This is a genomic window from Bacteroides sp. AR20, assembly GCF_964250605.1.
Lineage (GTDB): Bacteria > Bacteroidota > Bacteroidia > Bacteroidales > Bacteroidaceae > Bacteroides > Bacteroides uniformis.
This window is the reverse complement of the sequence record NZ_CAXUGK010000019.1, coordinates 1-22,155: the sequence shown is the minus strand read 5'-3', so window position 1 is coordinate 22,155 and position 22,155 is coordinate 1. Positions and strand designations below refer to the sequence as shown.

Sequence of the window (22,155 nt, the reverse complement as noted above, 5' to 3'; positions counted from 1 at the left end):
GACTTGAATTCCTTCTACTCCAGCAACTCTTCTATGGAATAATTTTCCCAGAACGCTTTTGTAGAATGCACCAATGAACTGCCCATATAGAGCAGGAACAATGCCGCTATAACAATCATCAGGAAACTGACGAGGGCATTGTGCTTTTCTTGCTTCAGCTCAACAGAAACCATAAGAACCTCCTTTTTTTGTCAGTACAAAGATAAATGCAGGATGTTTCATTTCTCCTACATCCTCATTACAAATAAAAGGAACAAACCGAGTGCACCGTACAGCAACACATCAACAAGCCCGCCTTCATTCATGCTCTAAATATACAAAAAAAGGAGCTACTTTGTGCTCCTTTTTAAATGTATTTCAGCTTTTATAATATTAAAGAGATACAATATTTCATTTATGTAATTTACGTATCAGTTGTTCAAAAGTTACCAATGTCTGTTTCCCTGTTTTCATATCTCTTAAGGTAAACTTTCCCACATACATTTCATTACTGCCAATCAAAGCTACATAAGGTATTTTATTATAATTAGCATAATTCAGTTGCTTCTTCATTTTACTTGCATCAGGATAAACCTCTGCACATATGCCCTTTGCACGCACTTTATTCAACAAAGTCCTTGAATAATCAGCTTCTTTCTCACCAAAATTTATAAATAACAATTGTGTACCTTTTATCGCTTCTTTCGGATAAAGATTGAGATGATTTAATACATCAAAAATACGGTCTGCTCCAAAAGAAATACCAACTCCAGATACGCCAGGCATACCAAATACTCCCGTTAAGTTATCATATCGTCCTCCTCCTGTAATGCTACCAATTTGCACATCAAGAGCCTTTACTTCAAAAATAGCACCTGTATAATAATTTAAACCACGAGCTAAAGTTAAATCTAATTCAATTTTATTCTTTAATCGAGGTGCTTGCCATAATTTACTCAAAATAAATTTTGTTTCTTTTATCCCTTCTAATCCAATCTTACTTTGGGATAATATTCGCTTTAATTGCTTTAATTTATCCGAATTTGAACCGTTCAGCAGAATGATAGGTTGCAGTTTGGCGATAGCCTCGTCACTGATGCCTTTCTCTTTCAACTCGGCATTGACATTGTCCAGACCTATCTTATCCAACTTATCGATTGCCACGGTAATGTCTACAATCTTGTCCGACTCACCGATGATTTCGGCAATGCCGCTCAATATCTTGCGGTTGTTAATCTTGATACAGACACGGATGCCGAAGCGGGTAAATACCGTATCTACAATCTGCATCAGTTCCACTTCGTTCAGCAGGGAATCGCTGCCTACCACGTCGGCATCGCATTGATAGAATTCACGATAACGCCCTTTCTGCGGACGGTCGGCACGCCACACGGGTTGTATCTGATAGCGCTTGAAGGGGAAAGTGATTTCATCGCGGTGCATCACCACGTAGCGGGCAAAAGGCACTGTGAGGTCATAGCGCAAACCTTTTTCGCAGAACTTACTGGCAAGCTTCACTGCATTACGGCTCAACAGTTCTTCATCCGTAAGTCCGGAAAAGTAATCACCGGAATTCTGTATCTTGAACAAAAGCTTGTCGCCTTCCTCACCATACTTCCCCATCAAGGTAGAAAGCATTTCCATCGAGGGCGTTTCTATCTGCTGGAAGCCATAGAGGTGATACACCTCACGAATCGTATTGAATATATAGTTACGCTTCGCCATTTCTACGGGCGAGAAGTCACGGGTTCCTTTCGGAATACTTGGTTTTGCTGCCATAATCAGTTCAATTATTTTAAAAATCGGACGACAAAGTTACAGTATTTTATTGATTAAGAAAAGAGAATGTTTACCTTTGTATCATTACCGTCGCATAAAAACGACCAAAACAAACTTCAAACTTACACATCTATGAAAGAGAGACTGATTTTATTCTGCATGTTGTTGCTATGCGGCATCGGTGTTAGCCGGGCACAATCCGACAACGCTAAAGACTTCGACCAAAAAGAAGAAGCCATCGCACAAAAGCTGCAACAAGCCGTCAATGAGAAAAACTATAAAGAAGCCGAAAAGAACGGTAAGGCTTTGATAACTCTGTTCAAAGAACAAGACGAGAACACTCAGAAAAAGTACAGCTGGCTCATACAGTCCTATTACTACAATTTAGCCTGCTTCCAATCCTTGTTAAAGAAAAAAGGTGAAGCCATCAAAAATTTAGAACTGGCCTACGACAATGGATTTCAAGATTACAACCACATGATGAATGATACCGACTTAGACAACCTGCGCAGCGATAAACGCTTCAAGGCAGTGCTTGCCAAAGTGAAGAAAGTGGGTGACTACCTCGACATTCTTCAAAAAGCACCGGGATACACCCACAATGAGCGCCCTGATACACTCCCGCGCTTCGAATACATCAATCCCAACAACAAGTATTTAGTAGAGGTACGCCAATACTTCAAGTTGGACAGTGTGGCAGGCGCAGGCGACGAATTATCAAAAATAAAGAACATACTGACTTATATACACAATACCATAAAACATGACGGAAACCATGAAAGTCCGGCAGGCAGCAACATCATAAAATGGGCAGAAGCTTGCAAAGGCGGTGCGCGAGGTCTGCATTGCGGAGGTCTTGCCCATGTACTGAAGGATTGTTATCTGTCCATGGGATTTAAGGCACGCCACATCAGCGGATTACCCCAAAAATACATTGGCGAATGCCATTCCATTAACGTAGTTTATTCCAATACCTTGGATAAATGGATATGGGTAGACCCCACCAACAATGCCTGGGTGATGGATGAAAACGGCATCATGCTAAGCGTACAAGAAGTGCGCGAACGCCTGCGAGACGGTCGTCCGGTGACCCTAAATGAAGAAGCCAACTGGAACAACCAACAGAAGATTACCAAAGAATATTATTTAGACAGCTATATGGCCAAGAATCTCTATAGCATAAAAGCAGACGATGTACTGCTTTGCCCCTCAGACCCTAATGCGGAAAACTTCTTCCAAGCCAAGTACGTGGTCAATGACGATGCCTGGTTCTGGCAGTCGCCCTATCAGGAATAAAAAAAACAGATGATGTATCCGGCAGAAACACATCATCTGTTTAAAGCAAACAGACCATCTGTTTCGGGTGAACAGATGGTCTGTTTTTTATGTCTGCATCATGCGTTTAATCTCTGCGTCCCAGGAATATCATGATATAATAAATCAGCGTAGCAAGCGAACCGAGAGCAGCCACTACATAAGTATAGGCAGCCGAGCGGAGTGCATCTTCTGCTTGCGCATGATTATATGAATTCGTAATGCCGGAGTTGCTAAGCCATACCAGCGCACGCTTGCTTGCATTGATTTCCACCGGCAAGGTGATGAAGCTGAACAAAGTTGTCAATGCAAACAGTATGATGCCCGCCAGCAACAGTTGCGGGAAGGAGTTCAGCAGCAGGATACCTGCCAGCAGCAGCCACGTCATCCACTGTGAGGCAAAAGAGACTACCGGCACCAGTTTGCTGCGCATTGTCAACGGAGCGTATGCGCGTGCATGCTGCACGGCGTGGCCACATTCGTGGGCTGCAACGGCAGCAGCCATGATGCTGTTGCTGCTATAAACGCCCTCACTCAGGTTTACTGTCTTATTGGCAGGATTATAATGGTCGGTCAGATGTCCGGGAGTATGCGTCACGGTCACATCGTAGATGCCATTGTCGTGCAGCATCTTCAAAGCAACGTCCGCTCCCGTCATTCCGTTGCCGGTAGGGATTTTAGAGTACTTCTTGAACTTGTTCTGAAGATTCATCTGTACCAGCCAGCTAACGGCGGCAATACCGATAAAAATAATCCATATCATTCCTGTTCCCATAATTTTCTTTCTTTAAATTGTGAATAAATCAGTCGTTTCTTATTGTATAACAAATAGTCTGCCAAAAATAAAAGGAAACGGTGAGCAATGCCAGCGTTTCCTTTATCTTTTAGGAAGAATTAAAGATTTCTGATTTATAATTTATTTTTCAATATCCACCTCTATCACTTTATCAATATCCGTCGGAACCTCCGGCAAGTAGAGCATCACCCCTCCTTCACACTTACGGAACTTCACTGGAAGACGGTCGGCATACCCCACTGCCTTCCTCACTTTCTTGCCTTCCAACGGCAGGAAGAGAGCCTTATCCTGCAATTCGAGAATATGCACGTATAATTTATTTTCTCTTTGTGTAGTGACTCCCCAAGGATGCGGAGCAATGCAGCCGCCACGGGTTCCGTAGATGGTTTCACCGTATACCTTCATCCATTCCCCTACTTCTGCCAGACGCTCCAATGCAACAGCAGGCAGCTCACCGTCCGGCTGAGGACCGATATTCATCAGCAGATTGGCATCTTTACCCGCAGCCTTCACCAGGTAATGTATCAGCGTTTTGGTGGATTTATAATCCTGGTCCGTAATCTTATATCCCCACATTCCATTCATCGTCTCGCAGGTTTCAAGGGGCAAGGCGCTGATATCCTGCCCGGAAAGACCGGCACGGTTCTCTCCCGGCAGGTCGCGCTCGAATATCTGGATGTCCTCGCCGGCAAACGGTGCTTGATGATGGTTGTTCCCAACCAAGCAAGCCGGTTGCAGGCGGTGTATCATGGCATATTGCCCGGGCAGTTGCCAGTCAAAATCCGGATTCTGGTCCTGGTCCCACCAGCCATCAAACCAAATGGCACCTATCTTTCCATAATTGGTGAGCAGCTCGGTCAGCTGGTTGTTCATGAATTTATAGTAGCTGTTCCAGTCGCCCTTCGGATTCGGTCGTCCCGTTCCACGTCCGGTGCGTCCCCACGGAGCATCTTCGCGATACCAGTCGATGTGCGAATAGTAGAGATGCAGACGAATACCTTGCTTGTGGCACTCGTCCGCCAATTCTTTCAGAATATCCCGCTTAAAAGGGGTAGCATCCACAATATTGTAATCGGAAAAGCGTGTGTGGAACATAGAAAAGCCATCGTGATGCCGGGATGTAAAGCAGATATACTTTGCCCCGGACGCCTTAATGGCTGACACCCATCTGGCAGCATCGAATTTGGCAGGATAGAAACCTCCCGCCAGTTTGGCATACTCCTTATAATTAAGGTTCTTGTTCGTCATGGTCCATTCTCCGGTAGCCAGCATACTGTATATCCCCCAATGCAGGAAGATACCGAAGCGATTGTCCCGAAACTCCTGACGGGATTTCAGGTTCTCCTCCGTCGGCTGGTAAGTCTGCGACTGTGCGGAGCACACAAGAAGAAACAACAGTAAAAAAGACAAAAGACGTGTTTTCATGGCAATAAATAAAAAAGGCACGGATTATCCGGACACCCACGGTTCTTCAGATGAAGCCGCGAAATCCGTGTAATCCGTGTCTAAGGTTATCTGTTTGTTTTATTATTCCTCTGTATACCGTTCGATGGTCTGCTCACGGTCCGGTCCCAGAGAAACAATCTTGATGGGCACACCAAGCTGTTCTTCCAGGAATGACAAATATGCATTGAATTCTTCCGGGAACTCATCTTCACTCTGCATCTTGGTCATATCCGTCTGCCAACCGGGTAGCTCTACATAAACCGGTTCAACAGTCTCATTGATATCGAACGGGAAGTAATCAATCTCTTCCTCATCCATCTTGTAAGCTACACAAGCCTTAATGGTTTCAAAAGAATCGAGCACATCGCTCTTCATCATAATCAGTTTGGTAACCCCGTCTACCATAATGGCATATTTCAATGCCACCAGGTCAATCCAGCCACAACGGCGCTTACGTCCTGTCACAGAACCGAACTCATGACCCAGCGTGCAAATCTGGTCACCGGTCTTGTCGAACAATTCCGTCGGGAACGGACCGGCACCTACACGCGTACAATAGGCCTTGAAAATACCATATACCTCACCAATCTTGTTGGGAGCAATACCCAGACCGGTACAAGCACCTGCACAGACCGTATTAGAAGAAGTGACAAACGGATAAGAACCGAAATCAATGTCCAGCATTGTCCCCTGCGCACCTTCGCACAATACAGACTTGCCGGCAGCCAGCAGATTGCTCATCTCGTGCTCGCTATCCACCAACCGGAATTGTTTCAAGTATTCGATACCTTCGAACCATGCCTTCTCCATTTCGGTAATGTCATACTCATAGTTCAAGCCTTTCAAGATTTGCTCATGACGGGCCTTGGCCGCTGCATACTTCTTGTCAAAGTCATGCAGAATGTCGCCTACACGCACACCGTTACGGCTGATTTTATCCGTGTAAGTCGGTCCGATGCCTTTTCCGGTCGTTCCTACCTTTGCATCGCCTTTGGCTGCTTCGTATGCAGCATCCAGTATGCGGTGAGTCGGCAGAATGAGGTGTGCTTTCTTGGAAATGTGCAAGCGTTCCTTCAAGTTATGGCCGGACGCTTCCAATGATTCGGCTTCCGCTTTGAAGAGAGCCGGGTCAAGCACCACTCCGTTACCGATGATATTCACCTTGTCTCCCTGGAATATTCCAGACGGAATGGAACGGAGCACATACTTCTGCCCTTCAAACTCGAGTGTATGTCCGGCATTCGGTCCGCCCTGGAAACGAGCTACGACATCGTATCTCGGAGTTAACACATCAACGACTTTGCCTTTGCCTTCGTCGCCCCATTGTAATCCTAATAATACGTCTACTTTCATTTTTCTTTTTTATGGTTATTATTCTTTTTCTTCCGTTTATTGGCCCGGTCACACTTGCTGCACAACCCATACATATATAAGGAATAGTGCGTAAGATTAAAACGGCTCAGTTTGGTATTCTCAATGGCATGCTGCAACTCCTCGTTCTGAAACTCTGTCACCTTTCCGCACTGGGTGCATATCTGGTGATGGTGCGTATCGCGATTATAAGATTTTTCGTATTGGGAAGAGTTGCCGAACTGATGCTTGATGACCAGACGAGCATTTATAAGCAAAATGATGGTATTGTAAAGCGTTGCACGGCTGACGCGGAAGTTCTCCTGGTCGGCCATCAGTGAATAGAGCGTGTCGATATCAAAATGACCGTCTATGGAGTAAATGGTGTCAAGTATAGCATAACGTTCGGGAGTCTTCCGATGCCCGTTCGCATTCAGATATTCAGTGAATATCTGCCTAACTGTATCTTTCACATTCTGACTTTCCATTTGACGGCGCAGTTTTACAGCCAACAAAGTTAATCCTTTTTTGTGGAAAGCAAACGAGAAAGAGATAAAAATTGCGATAAGGGAAATATTCCCTTACCGCATCAGTCTCTATAACCATAGAACTAATCTAACAAACCTCCTCTTTTACAAGATTGTATAGTAATTGTTCTACATCAGAAGAAGAATTGTCCATACCCTCCACCCTGCGGCAAACTTGAAAAGAATTTTCCTCATTTTGCTGCATAAAGCGGCGGATGGCAGTCATGGCTGCATTGCGTACATGGTAGGAGCCCGACAAAAAAGCCGTTATTGCCTGGTCGAGGAACTCATTTTCAACCCGTTCGTTCATATCCCCTTTCTTCATCAATAGACGGGCTATGGTGAGGAAGCCGCAAACCTGCGTGTATTCGTCCTCGCTTGCAATCCAATGGAAGGACTTGGCAGGCGCATAAGGAAGATGTTGGAATAAATTCATGCTGGTAAGTTCTGCAATCTCGATATTACGGATATCTTCCACCCAGATATCGGCTATCTCGGGCAGGAAACTCTCTACCGGCTGTAAAAGTCCCGCCAATATTTTACACTCTCTGATATCTTCTTTCCACAAAGCCTGAGCCAGAGAGTGGTCCTTCTCGTAACCGGCAGCAATACCCTTGATACGGGGCAGCTCCACGCCAAAGTTCAGCTTATATACCAGCCCTTTCTCACGCATACTTTGGGACACAGCCCCGTTCATTGAGAGACGGAGCTGTGTCTTTATATCTTTCAGCTGCTGATGCAGCTGCTCTTTAGTATCTATCATAGTTCATCATTTATTGACAGAAGGCAATGTAGAATAATCTTTGCTATAACGCAACATCTGTTCCGCATAACCTTCATCATAAGTCACTGTCACATCTGTTATAGTACCGTCGGCATCCGTCACCGCTTCATACTTGGGATTGACGAACCCCTTATACGGCGCAAGATTCAGCTTCTTGTAGCGTTCCAGCACTTCGGCATGCAAAGCGGGATCGACTTTCACGGCATAGGCTTCCACCAAATCATGGGCGCCGGCATAGTCACCGGTGGACTTGATACGCTGTATCTCGGCAAGCAACCGGCCAAACAAGTCACGCACTTTCTCATAATCGTTTATCACGACGTACGTCTTCCCATCCTTCTTTACCAATTCCACAACCTTTTCTGCCGCACCTTTCTCGTACACCCAGCGGGCTATGAGCTGACGGTTGCGCATATGGGCTTCTTCTACATTGTTACCCGGTTCGATACGTACAAGCTGTGTCATCAAACCATTCATCAGATAGGTGTAGTATTGAGCCTTATAAGCATCCGCACTTGGAGTAAGCCCCAGTTCCACCAGCTTCGGGTCGGCCACGTAGTAGAGTCCGAACAAGTCGGCGCGCGCTTCTTCGATAGTAGAACCATATGCCTTCAACGCATCGGGGTCCACACCCGGGAGCAATTTACCGGAACCATGTCCCAAACATTCATGCAAGTCAGTATGCAGTTCATCTGTCACATCTGCATACTTATCAATCAGTTGAAGCTCTGCATCACTGTACACAAACTCCTCATTGAACCCGTTGCCGTGAGCTGCCTTGTTATAAGCATCTGTAATGTTACCGATTGTAACGGATTTCGAACCATGATGGCTACGTATCCAGTTGGCATTGGGCAGGTTGATGCCGATAGCTGTTGCAGGATACAAGTCACCGGCCAGAATAGCCGCCGTGATTACCTTAGCAGACACCCCTTTCACTTTCTCCTTCTTGAATTGTCCGTCTACCGGCGAATGGTCCTCAAACCACTGTGCATTGCCGCTTATCAACTCTGTACGCTGGGTAGCTTCCAAATCTTTAAAATTCACCAGAGATTCCCAGCTTGCCTTCATGCCGAGCGGGTCACCATAACTTTCGGTAAAACCGTTCACAAAGTCAATGCGTGAGTTCAAATCCTTCACCCACAAAATGGCATATTCATCGAATGTCTTCAAATCGCCGGTTTCATAGAATTCCATCAGTTTGGCTATCACCGCCTTCTGCTCGGGAGTCTCGGCAACTCCTTCTGCCTTCTTCAGCCAGTAGACAATCTTTTCAAGTGCCTGTCCATACAAGCCCCCCACTTTCCATACTTTCTCCTGAATCTTGCCATCCTCTTTCACCAAACGGCTATTCAAACCATAGGAAACGGGAGTTTCATCCTGCGGATTCTTCAAGGCATTATAGAAATCTTCGGCCTCCTGCTGCGTCACGCCATCGTAATAATTGCATGCGGAAGTCAAAACCAAATCTTCACCGGCAGCTTGGTTCACCCGTTTGGGCATCACCGTGGGGTCGAAAATAACGGGGAACACTTCCTCGCACAGTTGTTCCACAGTCTGTCCTTCGGCAAGCGGCAATGTAGCTGCATCCACACTCTGTACAGCCTGCCTGAAGAATTCGGGAGTAAATCCCGGAACGAACTTTTCGCTACCATAGTGATGATGAATGCCGTTAGAGAACCATACCCGCTTGAGGTACACTTCCATAGCCTTGAAATCAGGAGTATTCTTATCTCCCTTATAGCCGGTATAGACAGCTTCCAGCATCCGGCGAATCGTCAGGTTATACTTGCCATTCTGGTCGAAAAGAATGTCTCTGCCCTGCAAAGCCGCTTCCGTCAAATAATAAACCAATTCTTTTTGTTTGAGGGACAAATCCTCAAAACCTGGTACGCGGTAACGTAAAATCTGTAAATCTGCAAATTGTTCCACTGTATAGTCAATTTTTTCTGCCTCAGCAGTTGTTTTCGGATTTCCGCCACAAGCCGTCAATAGAGAAAGGGCAGTCACCATAGAAATTAGTTGTTTCTTCATGTGTCGGGAGTATATAGATTGGTATTAAAAAAGAAGAAAAGGAAGTATCCCGAAACAACTGTTCCGGAATATTTCCTTTTTATTCATTCAGTCATACAGAATTATTTCTTCTTAGCTTCTTTTTCTGCGTGTCTTTTACGATATCCATTAGGAGTCTCACCTACATTTTTATAGAAAGCAGCATAAAAAGACTGACGGTTTGCAAAGCCGACCATCGTACTGATCTCCTCTACATTCTTGTCAGCATATCTTTTGTCTGTCAACAAATGCTGCGCTTCTTTTACTCTATATTCATTCAGCAGGCAAGAATAGTTCATGCCGAAGCGTGAATTCACCACTGCAGACAAATAGCGAGTATTGGTCTGCAATTCTTTCGCCAAATCCTTAGCGGAATAATCAGCATCTCTGTACTTCTTTTGTACAACAACGATATTCAATATCTTGTCATACAACTCATCTGCCAATTCCGGCCTTATCAAAGAACGGTAGGCAGCATCCTTTTCTTTCTTTTCGCGCAGGTTGTAAGGACGTTTCTTCGTTCCTTTTTCCTGGGCATTGTTTTCTAAATCACTCATTGAATTAACTGGTTAGGGTTGTTTAAAATCGGAAAAGCCAAAGGGTTAGCCCCTTAGACTTTACAAAAGTCAGACATTTTTTTTTAATACACAACTTTTCCCGTATATATTTTTGATAAATAAACAACGAAAAAGGTTGAAAAGTAGGTCAATTCAGCCATTAATAAGAAACTTTAACCTTTTGCAGAAACTCATATGATACAAAATCTTGATGACTTTCCATTTGTAGTATATGCAATAATTAGTGTACCTTTGCCGGAAGAAATCCATACTGCCAGATTATGCTACAAACGCTCAAGACATATTTCGGTTACGACAGTTTCCGCCCCTTACAAGAAGACATCATACGCCATCTGATGGACCGTAAAGACGCATTGGTACTGATGCCTACGGGAGGTGGAAAATCCATCTGCTACCAACTTCCCGCCCTATTGAGTGAAGGCACGGCGGTAGTGGTTTCTCCGCTCATTTCCTTGATGAAGGACCAAGTGGAAACGCTCTGTGCAAACGGTATCGCGGCCGGTGCACTGAACAGCAATAATGATGAAACAGAGAATGCTTCCCTACGACGTGCATGCATGGAAGGCAAGCTGAAACTGCTATATATTTCTCCTGAAAAATTATTGGCGGAAGCCAACTATCTGTTAAGGGATATGCATATTTCCCTTTTCGCCATTGATGAAGCTCACTGCATCTCACAATGGGGACACGATTTCCGTCCGGAATATACACAGATGGACATCCTTCACCAACTGTTTCCCCAGGTTCCCATCATTGCACTTACTGCCACAGCCGATAAAATAACCCGTGAAGATATTATTAAACAGCTACACCTCAACCAACCGAGAATTTTCATTTCATCTTTCGACCGTCCCAACCTGAGTCTCACCGTAAAAAGAGGTTACCAGCAGAAGGAAAAAAGCAAAGCCATCCTCGACTTCATCGCCCGCCATCCGGGAGAGAGCGGCATCATTTATTGCATGAGCCGCAGCAAGACTGAAACAGTGGCACAAATGCTTCAAAAACAAGGGATAAAGTCAGCAGTCTATCATGCCGGACTGTCGTCGGCACGAAGAGATGAAGCACAAGACGACTTCATCAATGATCGCGTGCAAGTGGTATGCGCCACCATTGCCTTTGGAATGGGAATTGACAAAAGCAATGTGCGCTGGGTAATTCATTACAATTTGCCCAAAAGCATTGAAAGTTTCTATCAAGAAATAGGACGTGCCGGACGAGACGGAATGCCCAGTGACACCCTTTTGTTCTATTCACTGGCCGACCTCATTCTGCTCACTAAATTCGCAACGGACAGCGGACAACAAAGCATCAACCTGGAAAAACTGCAACGCATGCAGCAATATGCGGAAGCAGATATCTGCCGCCGCCGCATTCTGTTAAGCTATTTCGGTGAAAATACGACCTGCGACTGTGGAAACTGTGATGTATGCAAAAATCCCCCCGAACGTTTCGATGGTACAATAATCGTACAAAAGGCACTTAGTGCAATCGCGCGTTCCGAGCAACAGATAGGAACCGGTATTTTAGTGGACATCCTCCGAGGAAACATGAGTTCTGAAGTTACAGAAAGGGGATACCATCGCCTTAAGACCTTTGGAGCCGGGCGTGAAGTACCTGCCAGAGATTGGCATGACTACCTGCTGCAAATGTTGCAACTCGGCTATTTCGAAATAGCCTACAATGAAAACAACCATCTGAAAATTACTCAAAGCGGAACAGATGTCTTGTTTGGCAGAGCACGCGCCCTGCTTGTCACCATCCGCCGCGAGGAAGCTGTACAAGCTACAAGAGGCCGTAAACGCAAGGCTACAGTTCCAACCAAAGAATTGCCATTGGGATTGCCCAATAAAGAAAGTGGGGAACTTTTCGAGGCTCTCCGCACTCTCCGCAAACGCCTTGCCGACCAGGAAGCACTTCCTGCCTATATCGTACTGTCCGACAAAGTGCTCCACCTACTCAGCACCTCCCGCCCCACTACCATAGAAGAATTTGGTAATATCAGCGGTATCGGTGAATATAAAAAGAAGAAATACGGAAAAGAGTTTGTGGAACTGATACGGAAATACAGTTGAATATTATTTACACTGTAACAGTAAATCCCTAAGGTCACCTTGCGGCACGCCAAGCGAAATGGCTTTTTCGAAGTCACGTTTTGCCAACTCCTTTTTCTTTTGAGAAAGGTAAATTTGCCCCCGTATCAAGTAGGCTTCTGTCTGCGAAGCATCCAGCTTGATGGCTTCTTCCAAGTCCATCATGGCCAGGTCCACATGTTTCATATCCTGCTCTACACCCGCACGTGCTACGTAAAGTACGGCATATTGCTGGGTAGTCAGCCGGGTAGCTTCTCCTCCTTTTTCTGCAATCATGGCATTCAATATCGAAAGCGCCGCTTCATATTTGCCCTCCTTCTGCTCCAGTGTAGCCAACCCCAGACGGCCATTGTAACTCTGGGGGGCAAGTTTCAGCAGACGTTCATAATCAGACTTTGCAAAATTATAGTTGCGCTGCCGCATATAGATATAGGCACGCATCAGCAAGGCTTCCTGATTATCGCTCTCTATATCCAGCACCAAAGAATAGTCTATCCGGGCCAAGTCATCCTTTCCCAACTCTAGATAAAGAGCGGCACGATTCATCAGGGCGGGTATGGCACGCGGAGCAATGTTCAATGCCAGCGTATACGAGTCAAGGGCCTGCTCATACCGGTGCTGCCGACGTTGTATCGTACCCAAGTTGGAGAACAGCAAAGCGTTATGAGGATTGGCGGGCTCCATTTTCAAAGCTTGTTCAATGTATTTTTCGGCCAATGACAAGCTGTCTTGCTCCGTGGCTGCAACCGCACGTTCGCTCAGTTCCTGATAGGTTTGTGAAAAGGCAGGGAACATCGTGGCTCCACACAAGAAGAAAGAAAAAATAAGTTTCTTCATATAATAGTTCAGTATTTATTCCAAAGGATAGGTATCGAAAGCGAACAGTTCTGTTGACAAATAGCGTTCCCCCGTATCGGGCAGTAGGGCAACAATCATTTTATCCGCAAATTCAGGGCGTTCGGCCAGCAACCGTGCCGCATATACCGCCGCACCGGATGAGATGCCAGCCAGCAAGCCTTCCGTAGAAGCCAGCTCTCGTCCTCCACGAATGGCCTCGTCATCGGGCACCGGAATAATCTCGTCTACTACAGAAGCATCATAAATGGAAGGAATAAAATTGGCCCCAATCCCCTGGATGCGGTGCGGTGCATCTTCCCCTCCTTCCAGAACCGGAGAGGAGGCCGGTTCTACAGCCACAACATAGACATCCGGATTATGTTTCTTCAAGGCACGCGCCACTCCACAGACCGTACCGCCCGTGCCCACACCGGCAACAAAAACAGTCACTTTACCATCCGTGTCCGTCCAGATTTCTTCCCCCGTAGTATGTTCATGAGCCTTGGCATTGGAGGGATTCTCAAACTGCTGCAGAATAACCGCACCAGGTATCGCATCCCGCAATTCTTTCGCTTTGGCAATGGAGCCGGCCATACCTGCCAGTCCGTCGGTCAGTACAATCTCCGCACCCAAGGCTTTCAACAGATTACGGCGTTCCACACTCATGGTCTCCGGCATGGTCAATATCAAATGATATCCCTTGATGGTTGCCACCATCGCCAGTCCCACGCCGGTATTGCCACTGGTAGGTTCAATAATCGTGGCTCCGGGTTTCAAAGCCCCACGTGCCTCGGCATCCTCAATCATGGCAAATGCCACACGGTCCTTCACGCTTCCCGCCGGATTAAAAGATTCCAGCTTAGCCACAATATTTCTTTTCAATCCGTATTTACGACTGTATTCAGCCAATTCCATCAAAGGAGTATGCCCAATCAACTCCGTCAGGTTCTTTGCAATTTTCGCCATAATCTCACTGTCTAATACATTCTTCCCGTACACACTTATGTAACATGGATATGCTGACAAAGATATGGAAATTCCAAGAAATAAACCGTGCGGGAAAGGAAAGATTATACTGCCATCTATCAAAGCTTAACACGAATAAAGAGGATGAAAGGATATGAAACGATTGAAGAAGGCAGGATGAGGAGGAAGAACCATATCTGACAATCAGCGACTTCCCACTGCAAAGATGGTGCATGCTTTTTGCAGTAGTACTGCAAACGAGCTGCAGCGTTACTGCAAATAGGTTTGCAGTGGTACTGCAACTGCTTTGCAGCGCAACTGTAACAGCTTTGCAGTGACACTGCAAAAGGTTTGCAGAACTTTGCAGTGAGAAGTTACTGATGAACAGAACGGTAATGAGACACTGTTATCAAGACTTCTTAAGATAGTCTACAATCCACGCGCCCACTTCCTTGGTACCGTATTTGTCGCCACCTTCTACTTGAATCTCCGGTGTACGTACATTCGCATCGAGTGAAGCATCAACTGCCTTACGAATCAACGCCCCCTCCTCTTTCAGGTCGAAGTATTCGAAAAGCATGGCTACAGACAAAATTTGCGCCAGCGGATTGGCTATATTCAAGCCTTTCGCCTGCGGCCAGGAACCATGGATAGGTTCGAATACCGGCGTGCTCTCTCCCGTAGAAGCAGAAGGCAGCAATCCCATAGAGCCACTGATGCAGGAACCCTCGTCCGTCAAAATATCACCAAACGTATTTTCCGTAACCATTACGTCAAAGAATTTCGGCTCTTGAATCATCTTCATGGCGGCGTTGTCCACAAACATATAGTCGGTTGTCACCTCGGGGTACTGCGGTGCCATCTCCTGGGCAATCTGTCTCCAAAGACGGGAAGAGGCAAGCACATTGGCTTTATCCACCACCGTAAGATGTTTACTGCGTTTCATGGCATATTCAAATCCGACTTTCAGGATACGCTCAATCTCAGGACGGGTATACATGTTCGTATCATACGCCTTGTCATTGTCCTGGTATTTCTCACCGAAGTACATGCCACCGGTCAATTCGCGGATGCAAAGGAAATCGGCACCATCCACCAGTTCCGCACGAAGGGGAGACTTATGGAGCAGACATTTGAAGGTCTGCACGGGACGGATGTTGGCAAACAGTCCCAGTTTCTTGCGCATAGCCAGCAAGCCCTGCTCGGGACGCACTTTGGCAGTAGGGTCATTGTCGAATTTCGGGTCACCTACGGCAGAGAACAATACAGCATCCGCATTTTTACAAGCCTCATAAGTGGCTTCGGGAAACGGGTCACCCACCTTGTCTATCGCGTCTGCACCGCAGATGGCATATTCATAGTTCACTTTATGTCCGAACTTCTCACACACGGCAGTCATCACATCCACGCCTACGGTAGAGATTTCGGGGCCGATACCGTCACCGGCCAACACTGCAATTTTAAAATCCATTGTTTTATTTATTATTTAAAAGTTCATCTATCTTCTTTTTGTTTGCAAGATTCTTGCGGCGATACCGGTCACCCCACACAAAACCTGCCGTCAATATAAGGGTATTGATGACTGACATAAGATACTCGTCCGCATCCAACTCGCCGCTCCACCAACGCAGAAAGAGGTTAAAAGCAAAAAGCAAGCCTGCATACAACGCATAGCATACATAAGGACGCCTCTCAAAAAACGATTTCTTTTTCTCCATGAGATTCATTTTTTATGATTCGTATTCGTCTTCTATGATATTCAGCATCTTCACCGTCGCCTTGATGGCCGCTTCCGTCTGGTCTGCGTCCAATCCGCGTGTACGGAATATCGTATCTTCAAAACTCCAGGTAATAACCGTCTGCACAAAGGCATCGGTACGCCCGCCGGGAGGAATGGTCACGGCATAGTTTGTCAGCATCGGGAACTTACGACCCAGTGTCACTTTATATATCTTGCGCAAGGCGCGCACAAAAGCATCATACTGGCCATCTCCACTGGAACTTTCCTCATATTCCTTTCCGTTAATTTCTATCTTCAACGTAGCCATCGGCTTCAATCCATACGCCAGATTCACAATATAGCTCTTAAGGCTGACGCGTTCTTCTGCCATTCCGTGCTTCAGTACGTCCGAAACGATATAGGGCAGGTCTTCTTGCGTCACCAGCTCTTTCTTGTCGCCCAACTCAATGATGCGTTCGGTCACTTTGCGCATGGCATCTTCATCCAGTTGTAACCCCAAGTCCTCCAGATTCTTCCGGATATTGGCTTTACCGCTGTTCTTGCCCAGGGCATACTCTCGCTTGCGACCAAAGCGTTCGGGCAGGAGGTCGTTGCAGTAGAGGTTACTTTTATTGTCACCGTCGGCATGGACGCCTGCCACTTGGGTAAATACATTCTCGCCAACAATCGGTTTATTGGCGGGAATGACGATGCCCGAGTAGGACTCCACCACACGGCTTACGTCGTTCAGGCGGCTTTCGTCAATGTTGGTAATGGCATTGAAGTGGTCTTTCAGGATAGCCTGCACACTGGCAAGCGGAGCATTGCCGGCGCGTTCGCCCAGGCCGTTAATGGTAGTATGCAGTCCCTTGCAACCGCTAAGTACGGCGGCAAGCACATTGCTCACGGCAAGGTCATAGTCATTGTGGGCATGGAAGTCAAAATGGGCATGCGGATAGCGTTTCACCATCTTGCGCATGAACTCGATGACCTGCAGCGGGTTCAATACGCCCAACGTGTCAGGCAACATATAGCGGCGGATATTGGTCTGCTTCAAGGCGTCCATCAGACGGAACACATATTCCGGAGAATCTTTCATGCCGTTGCTCCAGTCTTCCAGATAGACATTCACTACCATATCCTGCTCGTTGGCGTAATCCACTACGGACAGAATATCCTCGATATGCTCTTCGGGAGTCTTCTTCAACTGGTAGGTGCAATGCTTCAGCGAGCCTTTGCACAGCAGATTGATGACACGGCAACCGGTCGCATGTATCCAGTCCACCGACGTGTGGCCATCTACAAAGCCAAGCACTTCTACTCTTGGCAACAGATTACGGCGTGCCGCCCAGTCACAAATCATTTTTACGGCATCAAACTCTCCTTCGGATACCCGCGCAGAAGCCACCTCTACCCGGTCTACCTTCAATTCCTCCAGCAACAAACGGGCAATCATCAGCTTCTCATGGGGCACAAAGGAGACTCCGCTGGTCTGTTCACCGTCGCGGAGCGTAGTGTCCATGATTTCTATCTTCGGATGATTATGCTTCATTTTTATTCTCCCAAGCTTCTATCTTATCTTTATTCTCAACCAGAAAATCGATGTCATCCAAGCCATTCATCAGGCAATGTTTCTTGTAGGCATTGATTTCAAAATGTTCGATCTTGCCCGTAGCTTTGTTGGTGATGGTCTGTTCGGGCAGATTCACTTCCACTTCCATCTTCGGATTGGCAGAGATAGAGTCGAACAACTCTTTCAGGAACGGCTCACTTACCACCACCGGAAGCACAAAGTTGTTCAGTTCATTGTTCTTGTGTATATCGGCAAAGAAACTCGATACCACCACGCGGAAACCGTAACCGGCAATGGCCCATGCAGCATGCTCACGGCTGGAACCGGAACCGAAGTTCTTTCCCGCCACCAGAATCTGTCCACCGTAAGTGGGATTGTTCAAAACAAAGTCCTTGTTCAGAGAACCGTCCGGATGATAGCGCCAATCGCGGAATAAATTATCTCCGAAGAACTTTTCCTCACGGGTAGTAGCTTTCAGAAAACGTGCAGGGATTATCTGGTCTGTATCCACATTCTCTAATGGAAGAGGCACACAAGTACTGGTTATTATATCAAATTTTGTCTTCATCTTTGTATTTACGATTTACAATTTACGATTGAAAATACTCTTGATTTACCTTTGTTGAACGATGTTTGATTTACGAAGTAATTTTAATCGTAAATCGTCCAATCGTACATCAAATCAGCGTTCTCGGGTCAGTAATTACTCCAGTCACTGCCGCTGCTGCAGCTACAAGCGGGCTGGCAAGCAGTGTTCGGGAACCCGGCCCCTGGCGTCCTTCAAAATTACGGTTACTGGTAGACACTGCATACTTTCCGGCAGGCACCTTATCGTCGTTCATTGCCAGACAAGCGGAGCAACCCGGTTGGCGAATGGCAAAACCGGCCTCTTCCAAAATCTTGTCCAGTCCCTCTTCGCGAATCTGTGCATCTACCATCCAGGAGCCCGGAACCAGCCATGCCACTACATTCCCGGCTTTCTGACGGCCTTTCACAATGGAGGCAAATGCACGGAAATCCTCAATGCGTCCATTGGTGCAGGCACCCAAAAACACATAGTCAACCTTCTTACCCAGCAAAGGTTCTCCCGGTTGGAAACCCATATAGCTAATAGACTTCATGAAAGAGGTCCGGGCAGCTTCTCCCATGCCTTCGGTAGTAGGAATATGTTGTGTGATACCCATACCCATGCCCGGGTTGGTACCGTATGTAATCATCGGTTCAATATCTTCGGCAGCAAAACGGACTTCCTTGTCGAACACTGCATCCTCATCACTCTTCAATGTTTTCCAATAGGCCAATGCCTTGTCCCATGCCTCACCCTTCGGAGCATATTCGCGTCCTTTGATGTACTCGAAAGTGGTCTCATCCGGAGCAACCATACCGCCGCGGGCACCCATCTCTATACTCAGATTGCACAAGGTCAGACGGCCTTCCATAGTCAGACCACGCACAGCTTCTCCGGCATATTCCACGAAATATCCCGTAGCGCCGCTGGTCGTCATCTTCGACATCATATACAATGCTAGATCTTTTGCCGTCACTCCCTTGCCAAGTTTGCCGTCGACAGTGATGCGCATTGTCTTAGGACGGGTCTGAAGGATACATTGCGAGGCCATTACCATTTCCACCTCACTCGTACCGATACCGAAAGCCACTGCTCCCATCGCCCCGTGGGTGGAAGTATGCGAGTCACCGCAGACAATGGTCATGCCAGGCAGGGTCAGCCCGCGTTCCGGACCTACTACATGGATAATTCCGTTCTTCTTGTCCATCATGCCGAAATGGGCCAATCCAAACTCTTCCGCATTCTTGGCCAGTGTATCTACCTGAGTCTTTGAAACCGGGTCTTCAATCGGCTTGTCCTGGTCATGCGTCGGCGTGTTATGGTCGGGCATACAGAAAATCTTTTCCGGACGGAAACACTTGATTCCACGTTCGCGCAATCCCGAAAAGGCTTGCGGGCTGGTTACTTCATGACAATAAAGCCGGTCAATATAAAGCTGTGTGGGACCGTCTTCCACTTTCTGTACCACATGGGCATCCCAGATTTTATCAAATAATGTATTCATCTCTTTATGTACAATTTAGCTATTTACAATTTACGATTAAAATCACATCTTGAACTTATTGATACAGTCGATGTACGCTTCCACTGATGCCGCGATAATATCCGTATTGGCACCGAACCCATAATAAATATGATTATCGTATTCCACCTGCATATGTACCTTACCCATATCGTCGCTACCCTTGCTAATAGCCTGGATGGTGAATTCCTTCAATGTCATATGGCGGTCGATAATCTTCTTCAAAGCCTTGATAGCGGCATCTACCGGACCGTTTCCACTGGCAGCGGCTTCAAACTTCTCACCGGAGATGTTCAATCCCAAACTGGCAACCGAACGAACCCCCACCCCACTGGTCACCTGGAGATATTCCAGTTTGATACGGTGGTTCTGCGTACGATTTGCCCCTGCCAATACCAGAATGTCGTCATCATTGATATCTTTCTTCTTATCGGCAAGTTTCAAGAACTCTTCATACACTTTGTCCAGCTTCTCCTGATCCAGCTGTACTCCCAATATCGACAAACGATTCTTCAAGGCTGCACGTCCGCTACGGGCTGTCAATACGATGGAATTATCATCAATACCCACATCATGCGGGTCAATGATTTCGTAAGTCTGTACATTCTTCAACACACCATCCTGGTGGATACCCGACGAATGGGCAAAAGCATTGCGACCTACAATAGCCTTGTTGGGCTGCACCGGCATGTTCATCAGGCTAGACACCATACGGCTGGTTGGATAAATCTTCTGTGTATTGATGTTGGTCTCGATTTCTATGTCCTTGTGACATTTGATAATCATCGCCACTTCCTCAAGAGAAGTATTGCCGGCACGTTCACCAATACCATTGATGGTTACCTCCACCTGGCGGGCACCATTCAGTACGCCAGCCATTGTATTGGCAGTAGCCATGCCCAAGTCATTGTGGCAATGAGTAGAAATAATGGCATTATGAATACCGTTGACATGTTCCATCAGATATCTTATCTTCGCGCCATACTCATCAGGCAAGCAATACCCCGTTGTATCGGGAATATTCACCACAGTCGCACCTGCCTTGATAACAGCTTCTACCACCCGTGCCAAATATTCATTATCCGTTCGGCCTGCATCTTCGGCATAGAACTCTACATCATCCACATACTTACGTGCATACTTTACGGCAGCCACTGCACGCTCTATAATTTCTTCGCGATTGGAATTGAATTTATACTTAATGTGCGAGTCAGATGTACCGATACCAGTATGAATGCGTTTATGCTTGGCAAACTGCAAAGCCTCTGCCGCCACATCAATATCTTTCTGTACGGCACGTGTCAAGGCGCAGATAGTGGGCCATGTCACAGCTTTTGATATCTCAATGACCGAATTGAAATCTCCCGGACTTGAAATCGGAAATCCGGCTTCAATCACGTCCACCCCCAGGGCTTCCAGTTGTCTGGCTACCTGAATCTTTTCCACTGTATTCAATTGGCATCCCGGAACCTGCTCGCCATCGCGGAGCGTTGTGTCGAAAATAAATAATTTGTCACTCATTGCTTTATTGTATTTAATTTATGTTCCATAAAAAAAGCCTTTCACACTTGGAAGTGAGAAAGGCTTCATATATCATTGCATCTTACATATATATTCACGCACAGCACTCACTTCCACTAAACTTTGCCAGTAGAATAATAATACCACACAGTAGAATATATGTAAAGTTCTGAATCATCTTCTTTTTTGTTTTGACGTTGCAAAGGTAGATATTATTTCGTACCACACAAACAAATTCGTTACTTTTTTCCGATAAAAAATATCATTTTATAAGTTTGTATTCATTTATCGCTGAAATATATCACAAAAAAAGGCGTACCTCAAGGTACGCCTTTCCTTATTCTTCAGTTCAATACAAGTTCTGAATTACTTCTTTTCACAAGGTTTGTCACACTTGGCACCATCACATGCAGCCTTAGGACACGCTGCTGAATCAGCAGCCTGGCAACATGCCTTTGCAGAGTCACATACTTGTTCTGTTTTTGCAGCACAGCAAGAATCTGCCTCAGTTGCATTAGAATCTGCAGCCTTTTTGTTGCCACAAGATGTCACTGCGAAAGAAAACGCTACCGCAACGGCAGCCAATAAAACTTTAGTCTTCATACTTTCAATTTGCTTTAAACGTTGATATAAAATTAGTTCGGCGCAAATATAAGAAAAGTTTATGAGACCGCCAAAAACGAACAAAGCCTCCGTATCCTTATCAGACACGGAGGCTTCTTCTGAAAACGGCGACTACCTACTCTCCCACTG

General features: G+C 46.2%; 20 protein-coding genes. 2 read left to right on the top strand and 18 right to left on the bottom strand.

The features are described 5' to 3' along the window. Positions 1-14 precede the first annotated feature (14 nt). Positions 15-173 carry a hypothetical protein gene (locus ACESTD_RS11145; RefSeq protein WP_008663974.1) on the bottom strand — a complete coding sequence of 53 codons (159 nt, stop codon included), beginning with the start codon at positions 171-173 and terminating at the stop codon, positions 15-17. Positions 174-390: 217 nt separating this feature from the next. Then, a complete protein-coding gene (hisS, locus tag ACESTD_RS11140) occupies positions 391-1,758 on the bottom strand; it encodes a histidine--tRNA ligase (protein WP_098032321.1) in 1,368 nt (455 codons plus the stop codon). Positions 1,759-1,890: 132 nt separating this feature from the next. Between hisS and ACESTD_RS11135 the strand changes: the two genes are divergently transcribed. Beyond that, positions 1,891-3,054, top strand: a complete 1,164-nt coding sequence (locus ACESTD_RS11135; RefSeq protein WP_373158870.1) for a transglutaminase domain-containing protein — start codon at positions 1,891-1,893, stop codon at positions 3,052-3,054. 106 nt (positions 3,055-3,160) lie between these two features. On the opposite strand, the gene ACESTD_RS11130 is transcribed toward ACESTD_RS11135, so the two are convergent. The 7 genes from ACESTD_RS11130 to ACESTD_RS11100 all read right to left on the bottom strand — a co-directional run bounded on the left by ACESTD_RS11130 (position 3,161) and on the right by ACESTD_RS11100 (position 10,584). Further along, positions 3,161-3,847: a zinc metallopeptidase gene (locus tag ACESTD_RS11130; protein ID WP_044467929.1), complete on the bottom strand. Its 687-nt coding sequence runs from the start codon at positions 3,845-3,847 to the stop codon at positions 3,161-3,163. 141 nt (positions 3,848-3,988) lie between these two features. Then, positions 3,989-5,293 (bottom strand): alpha-L-fucosidase, encoded by a 1,305-nt coding sequence (locus ACESTD_RS11125; RefSeq protein ID WP_087332792.1) that lies wholly within the window; start codon positions 5,291-5,293, stop codon positions 3,989-3,991. Positions 5,294-5,395: 102 nt separating this feature from the next. Continuing rightward, entirely contained in the window at positions 5,396-6,667 is a 1,272-nt protein-coding gene (locus tag ACESTD_RS11120) for an adenylosuccinate synthase (protein ID WP_373158869.1), read from the bottom strand. Then, positions 6,664-7,152, bottom strand: a complete 489-nt coding sequence (locus ACESTD_RS11115; RefSeq protein WP_005835580.1) for a Fur family transcriptional regulator — start codon at positions 7,150-7,152, stop codon at positions 6,664-6,666. Before ACESTD_RS11115 ends, ACESTD_RS11120 begins: the two co-directional genes overlap by 4 nt. Positions 7,153-7,279: 127 nt before the next feature. Continuing rightward, positions 7,280-7,954, bottom strand: a complete 675-nt coding sequence (locus ACESTD_RS11110; RefSeq protein WP_117922745.1) for a DNA alkylation repair protein — start codon at positions 7,952-7,954, stop codon at positions 7,280-7,282. 6 nt (positions 7,955-7,960) lie between these two features. Further along, on the bottom strand, positions 7,961-10,009 hold the full coding sequence (locus ACESTD_RS11105; RefSeq protein WP_117922744.1) for a dihydrofolate reductase: 2,049 nt from the start codon (positions 10,007-10,009) through the stop codon (positions 7,961-7,963). Positions 10,010-10,110: 101 nt separating this feature from the next. Continuing rightward, positions 10,111-10,584, bottom strand: a complete 474-nt coding sequence (locus ACESTD_RS11100; protein ID WP_005826207.1) for an AraC family transcriptional regulator — start codon at positions 10,582-10,584, stop codon at positions 10,111-10,113. A 281-nt stretch (positions 10,585-10,865) separates the two neighbouring features. Between ACESTD_RS11100 and recQ the strand changes: the two genes are divergently transcribed. Further along, a complete protein-coding gene (gene recQ / locus ACESTD_RS11095; protein ID WP_035449635.1) occupies positions 10,866-12,677 on the top strand; it encodes a DNA helicase RecQ in 1,812 nt (603 codons plus the stop codon). Positions 12,678-12,680: 3 nt separating this feature from the next. On the opposite strand, the gene ACESTD_RS11090 is transcribed toward recQ, so the two are convergent. From ACESTD_RS11090 to ACESTD_RS11050, 9 genes are all read right to left on the bottom strand, one after another. Beyond that, on the bottom strand, positions 12,681-13,532 hold the full coding sequence (locus tag ACESTD_RS11090; RefSeq protein WP_005826199.1) for a lipopolysaccharide assembly protein LapB: 852 nt from the start codon (positions 13,530-13,532) through the stop codon (positions 12,681-12,683). A gap of 15 nt (positions 13,533-13,547) precedes the next feature. Continuing rightward, complete coding sequence (gene cysK, locus ACESTD_RS11085; protein WP_035449638.1) at positions 13,548-14,498, bottom strand: cysteine synthase A; 951 nt, start codon at positions 14,496-14,498, stop codon at positions 13,548-13,550. Positions 14,499-14,907: 409 nt separating this feature from the next. Next, on the bottom strand, positions 14,908-15,969 hold the full coding sequence (gene leuB / locus ACESTD_RS11080; protein ID WP_005835570.1) for a 3-isopropylmalate dehydrogenase: 1,062 nt from the start codon (positions 15,967-15,969) through the stop codon (positions 14,908-14,910). Positions 15,970-15,973: 4 nt separating this feature from the next. Continuing rightward, on the bottom strand, positions 15,974-16,216 hold the full coding sequence (locus ACESTD_RS11075) for a hypothetical protein (RefSeq protein ID WP_373158868.1): 243 nt from the start codon (positions 16,214-16,216) through the stop codon (positions 15,974-15,976). Positions 16,217-16,228: 12 nt separating this feature from the next. Further along, positions 16,229-17,770 (bottom strand): alpha-isopropylmalate synthase regulatory domain-containing protein, encoded by a 1,542-nt coding sequence (locus tag ACESTD_RS11070; protein WP_035457864.1) that lies wholly within the window; start codon positions 17,768-17,770, stop codon positions 16,229-16,231. Next, positions 17,760-18,359 (bottom strand): 3-isopropylmalate dehydratase small subunit, encoded by a 600-nt coding sequence (gene leuD / locus ACESTD_RS11065; protein WP_005826193.1) that lies wholly within the window; start codon positions 18,357-18,359, stop codon positions 17,760-17,762. The genes ACESTD_RS11070 and leuD overlap by 11 nt, the downstream gene beginning before the upstream one ends. A 109-nt stretch (positions 18,360-18,468) precedes the next feature. Beyond that, on the bottom strand, positions 18,469-19,863 hold the full coding sequence (gene leuC / locus ACESTD_RS11060; RefSeq protein WP_373158867.1) for a 3-isopropylmalate dehydratase large subunit: 1,395 nt from the start codon (positions 19,861-19,863) through the stop codon (positions 18,469-18,471). Between the two features lie 42 nt (positions 19,864-19,905). Next, on the bottom strand, positions 19,906-21,402 hold the full coding sequence (locus tag ACESTD_RS11055; protein ID WP_005835565.1) for a 2-isopropylmalate synthase: 1,497 nt from the start codon (positions 21,400-21,402) through the stop codon (positions 19,906-19,908). A 366-nt stretch (positions 21,403-21,768) separates the two neighbouring features. Continuing rightward, positions 21,769-22,005 carry a hypothetical protein gene (locus ACESTD_RS11050; RefSeq protein ID WP_034523359.1) on the bottom strand — a complete coding sequence of 79 codons (237 nt, stop codon included), beginning with the start codon at positions 22,003-22,005 and terminating at the stop codon, positions 21,769-21,771. Between the last annotated feature and the right edge of the window lie 150 nt (positions 22,006-22,155).

Excerpts from the sequence above, each read along its gene's own strand:
- ACESTD_RS11145 (WP_008663974.1), bottom strand. The coding sequence starts at position 173 with ATGGTTTCTGTTGAGCTGAAGCAAGAAAAGCACAATGCCCTCGTCAGT.
- hisS (WP_098032321.1), bottom strand. The coding sequence starts at position 1,758 with ATGGCAGCAAAACCAAGTATTCCGAAAGGAACCCGTGACTTCTCGCCC.
- ACESTD_RS11135 (WP_373158870.1), top strand. The coding sequence starts at position 1,891 with ATGAAAGAGAGACTGATTTTATTCTGCATGTTGTTGCTATGCGGCATC.
- ACESTD_RS11130 (WP_044467929.1), bottom strand. The coding sequence starts at position 3,847 with ATGGGAACAGGAATGATATGGATTATTTTTATCGGTATTGCCGCCGTT.
- ACESTD_RS11125 (WP_087332792.1), bottom strand. The coding sequence starts at position 5,293 with ATGAAAACACGTCTTTTGTCTTTTTTACTGTTGTTTCTTCTTGTGTGC.
- ACESTD_RS11120 (WP_373158869.1), bottom strand. The coding sequence starts at position 6,667 with ATGAAAGTAGACGTATTATTAGGATTACAATGGGGCGACGAAGGCAAA.
- ACESTD_RS11115 (WP_005835580.1), bottom strand. The coding sequence starts at position 7,152 with ATGGAAAGTCAGAATGTGAAAGATACAGTTAGGCAGATATTCACTGAA.
- ACESTD_RS11110 (WP_117922745.1), bottom strand. The coding sequence starts at position 7,954 with ATGATAGATACTAAAGAGCAGCTGCATCAGCAGCTGAAAGATATAAAG.
- ACESTD_RS11105 (WP_117922744.1), bottom strand. The coding sequence starts at position 10,009 with ATGAAGAAACAACTAATTTCTATGGTGACTGCCCTTTCTCTATTGACG.
- ACESTD_RS11100 (WP_005826207.1), bottom strand. The coding sequence starts at position 10,584 with ATGAGTGATTTAGAAAACAATGCCCAGGAAAAAGGAACGAAGAAACGT.
- recQ (WP_035449635.1), top strand. The coding sequence starts at position 10,866 with ATGCTACAAACGCTCAAGACATATTTCGGTTACGACAGTTTCCGCCCC.
- ACESTD_RS11090 (WP_005826199.1), bottom strand. The coding sequence starts at position 13,532 with ATGAAGAAACTTATTTTTTCTTTCTTCTTGTGTGGAGCCACGATGTTC.
- cysK (WP_035449638.1), bottom strand. The coding sequence starts at position 14,498 with ATGGCGAAAATTGCAAAGAACCTGACGGAGTTGATTGGGCATACTCCT.
- leuB (WP_005835570.1), bottom strand. The coding sequence starts at position 15,969 with ATGGATTTTAAAATTGCAGTGTTGGCCGGTGACGGTATCGGCCCCGAA.
- ACESTD_RS11075 (WP_373158868.1), bottom strand. The coding sequence starts at position 16,216 with ATGGAGAAAAAGAAATCGTTTTTTGAGAGGCGTCCTTATGTATGCTAT.
- ACESTD_RS11070 (WP_035457864.1), bottom strand. The coding sequence starts at position 17,770 with ATGAAGCATAATCATCCGAAGATAGAAATCATGGACACTACGCTCCGC.
- leuD (WP_005826193.1), bottom strand. The coding sequence starts at position 18,359 with ATGAAGACAAAATTTGATATAATAACCAGTACTTGTGTGCCTCTTCCA.
- leuC (WP_373158867.1), bottom strand. The coding sequence starts at position 19,863 with ATGAATACATTATTTGATAAAATCTGGGATGCCCATGTGGTACAGAAA.
- ACESTD_RS11055 (WP_005835565.1), bottom strand. The coding sequence starts at position 21,402 with ATGAGTGACAAATTATTTATTTTCGACACAACGCTCCGCGATGGCGAG.
- ACESTD_RS11050 (WP_034523359.1), bottom strand. The coding sequence starts at position 22,005 with ATGAAGACTAAAGTTTTATTGGCTGCCGTTGCGGTAGCGTTTTCTTTC.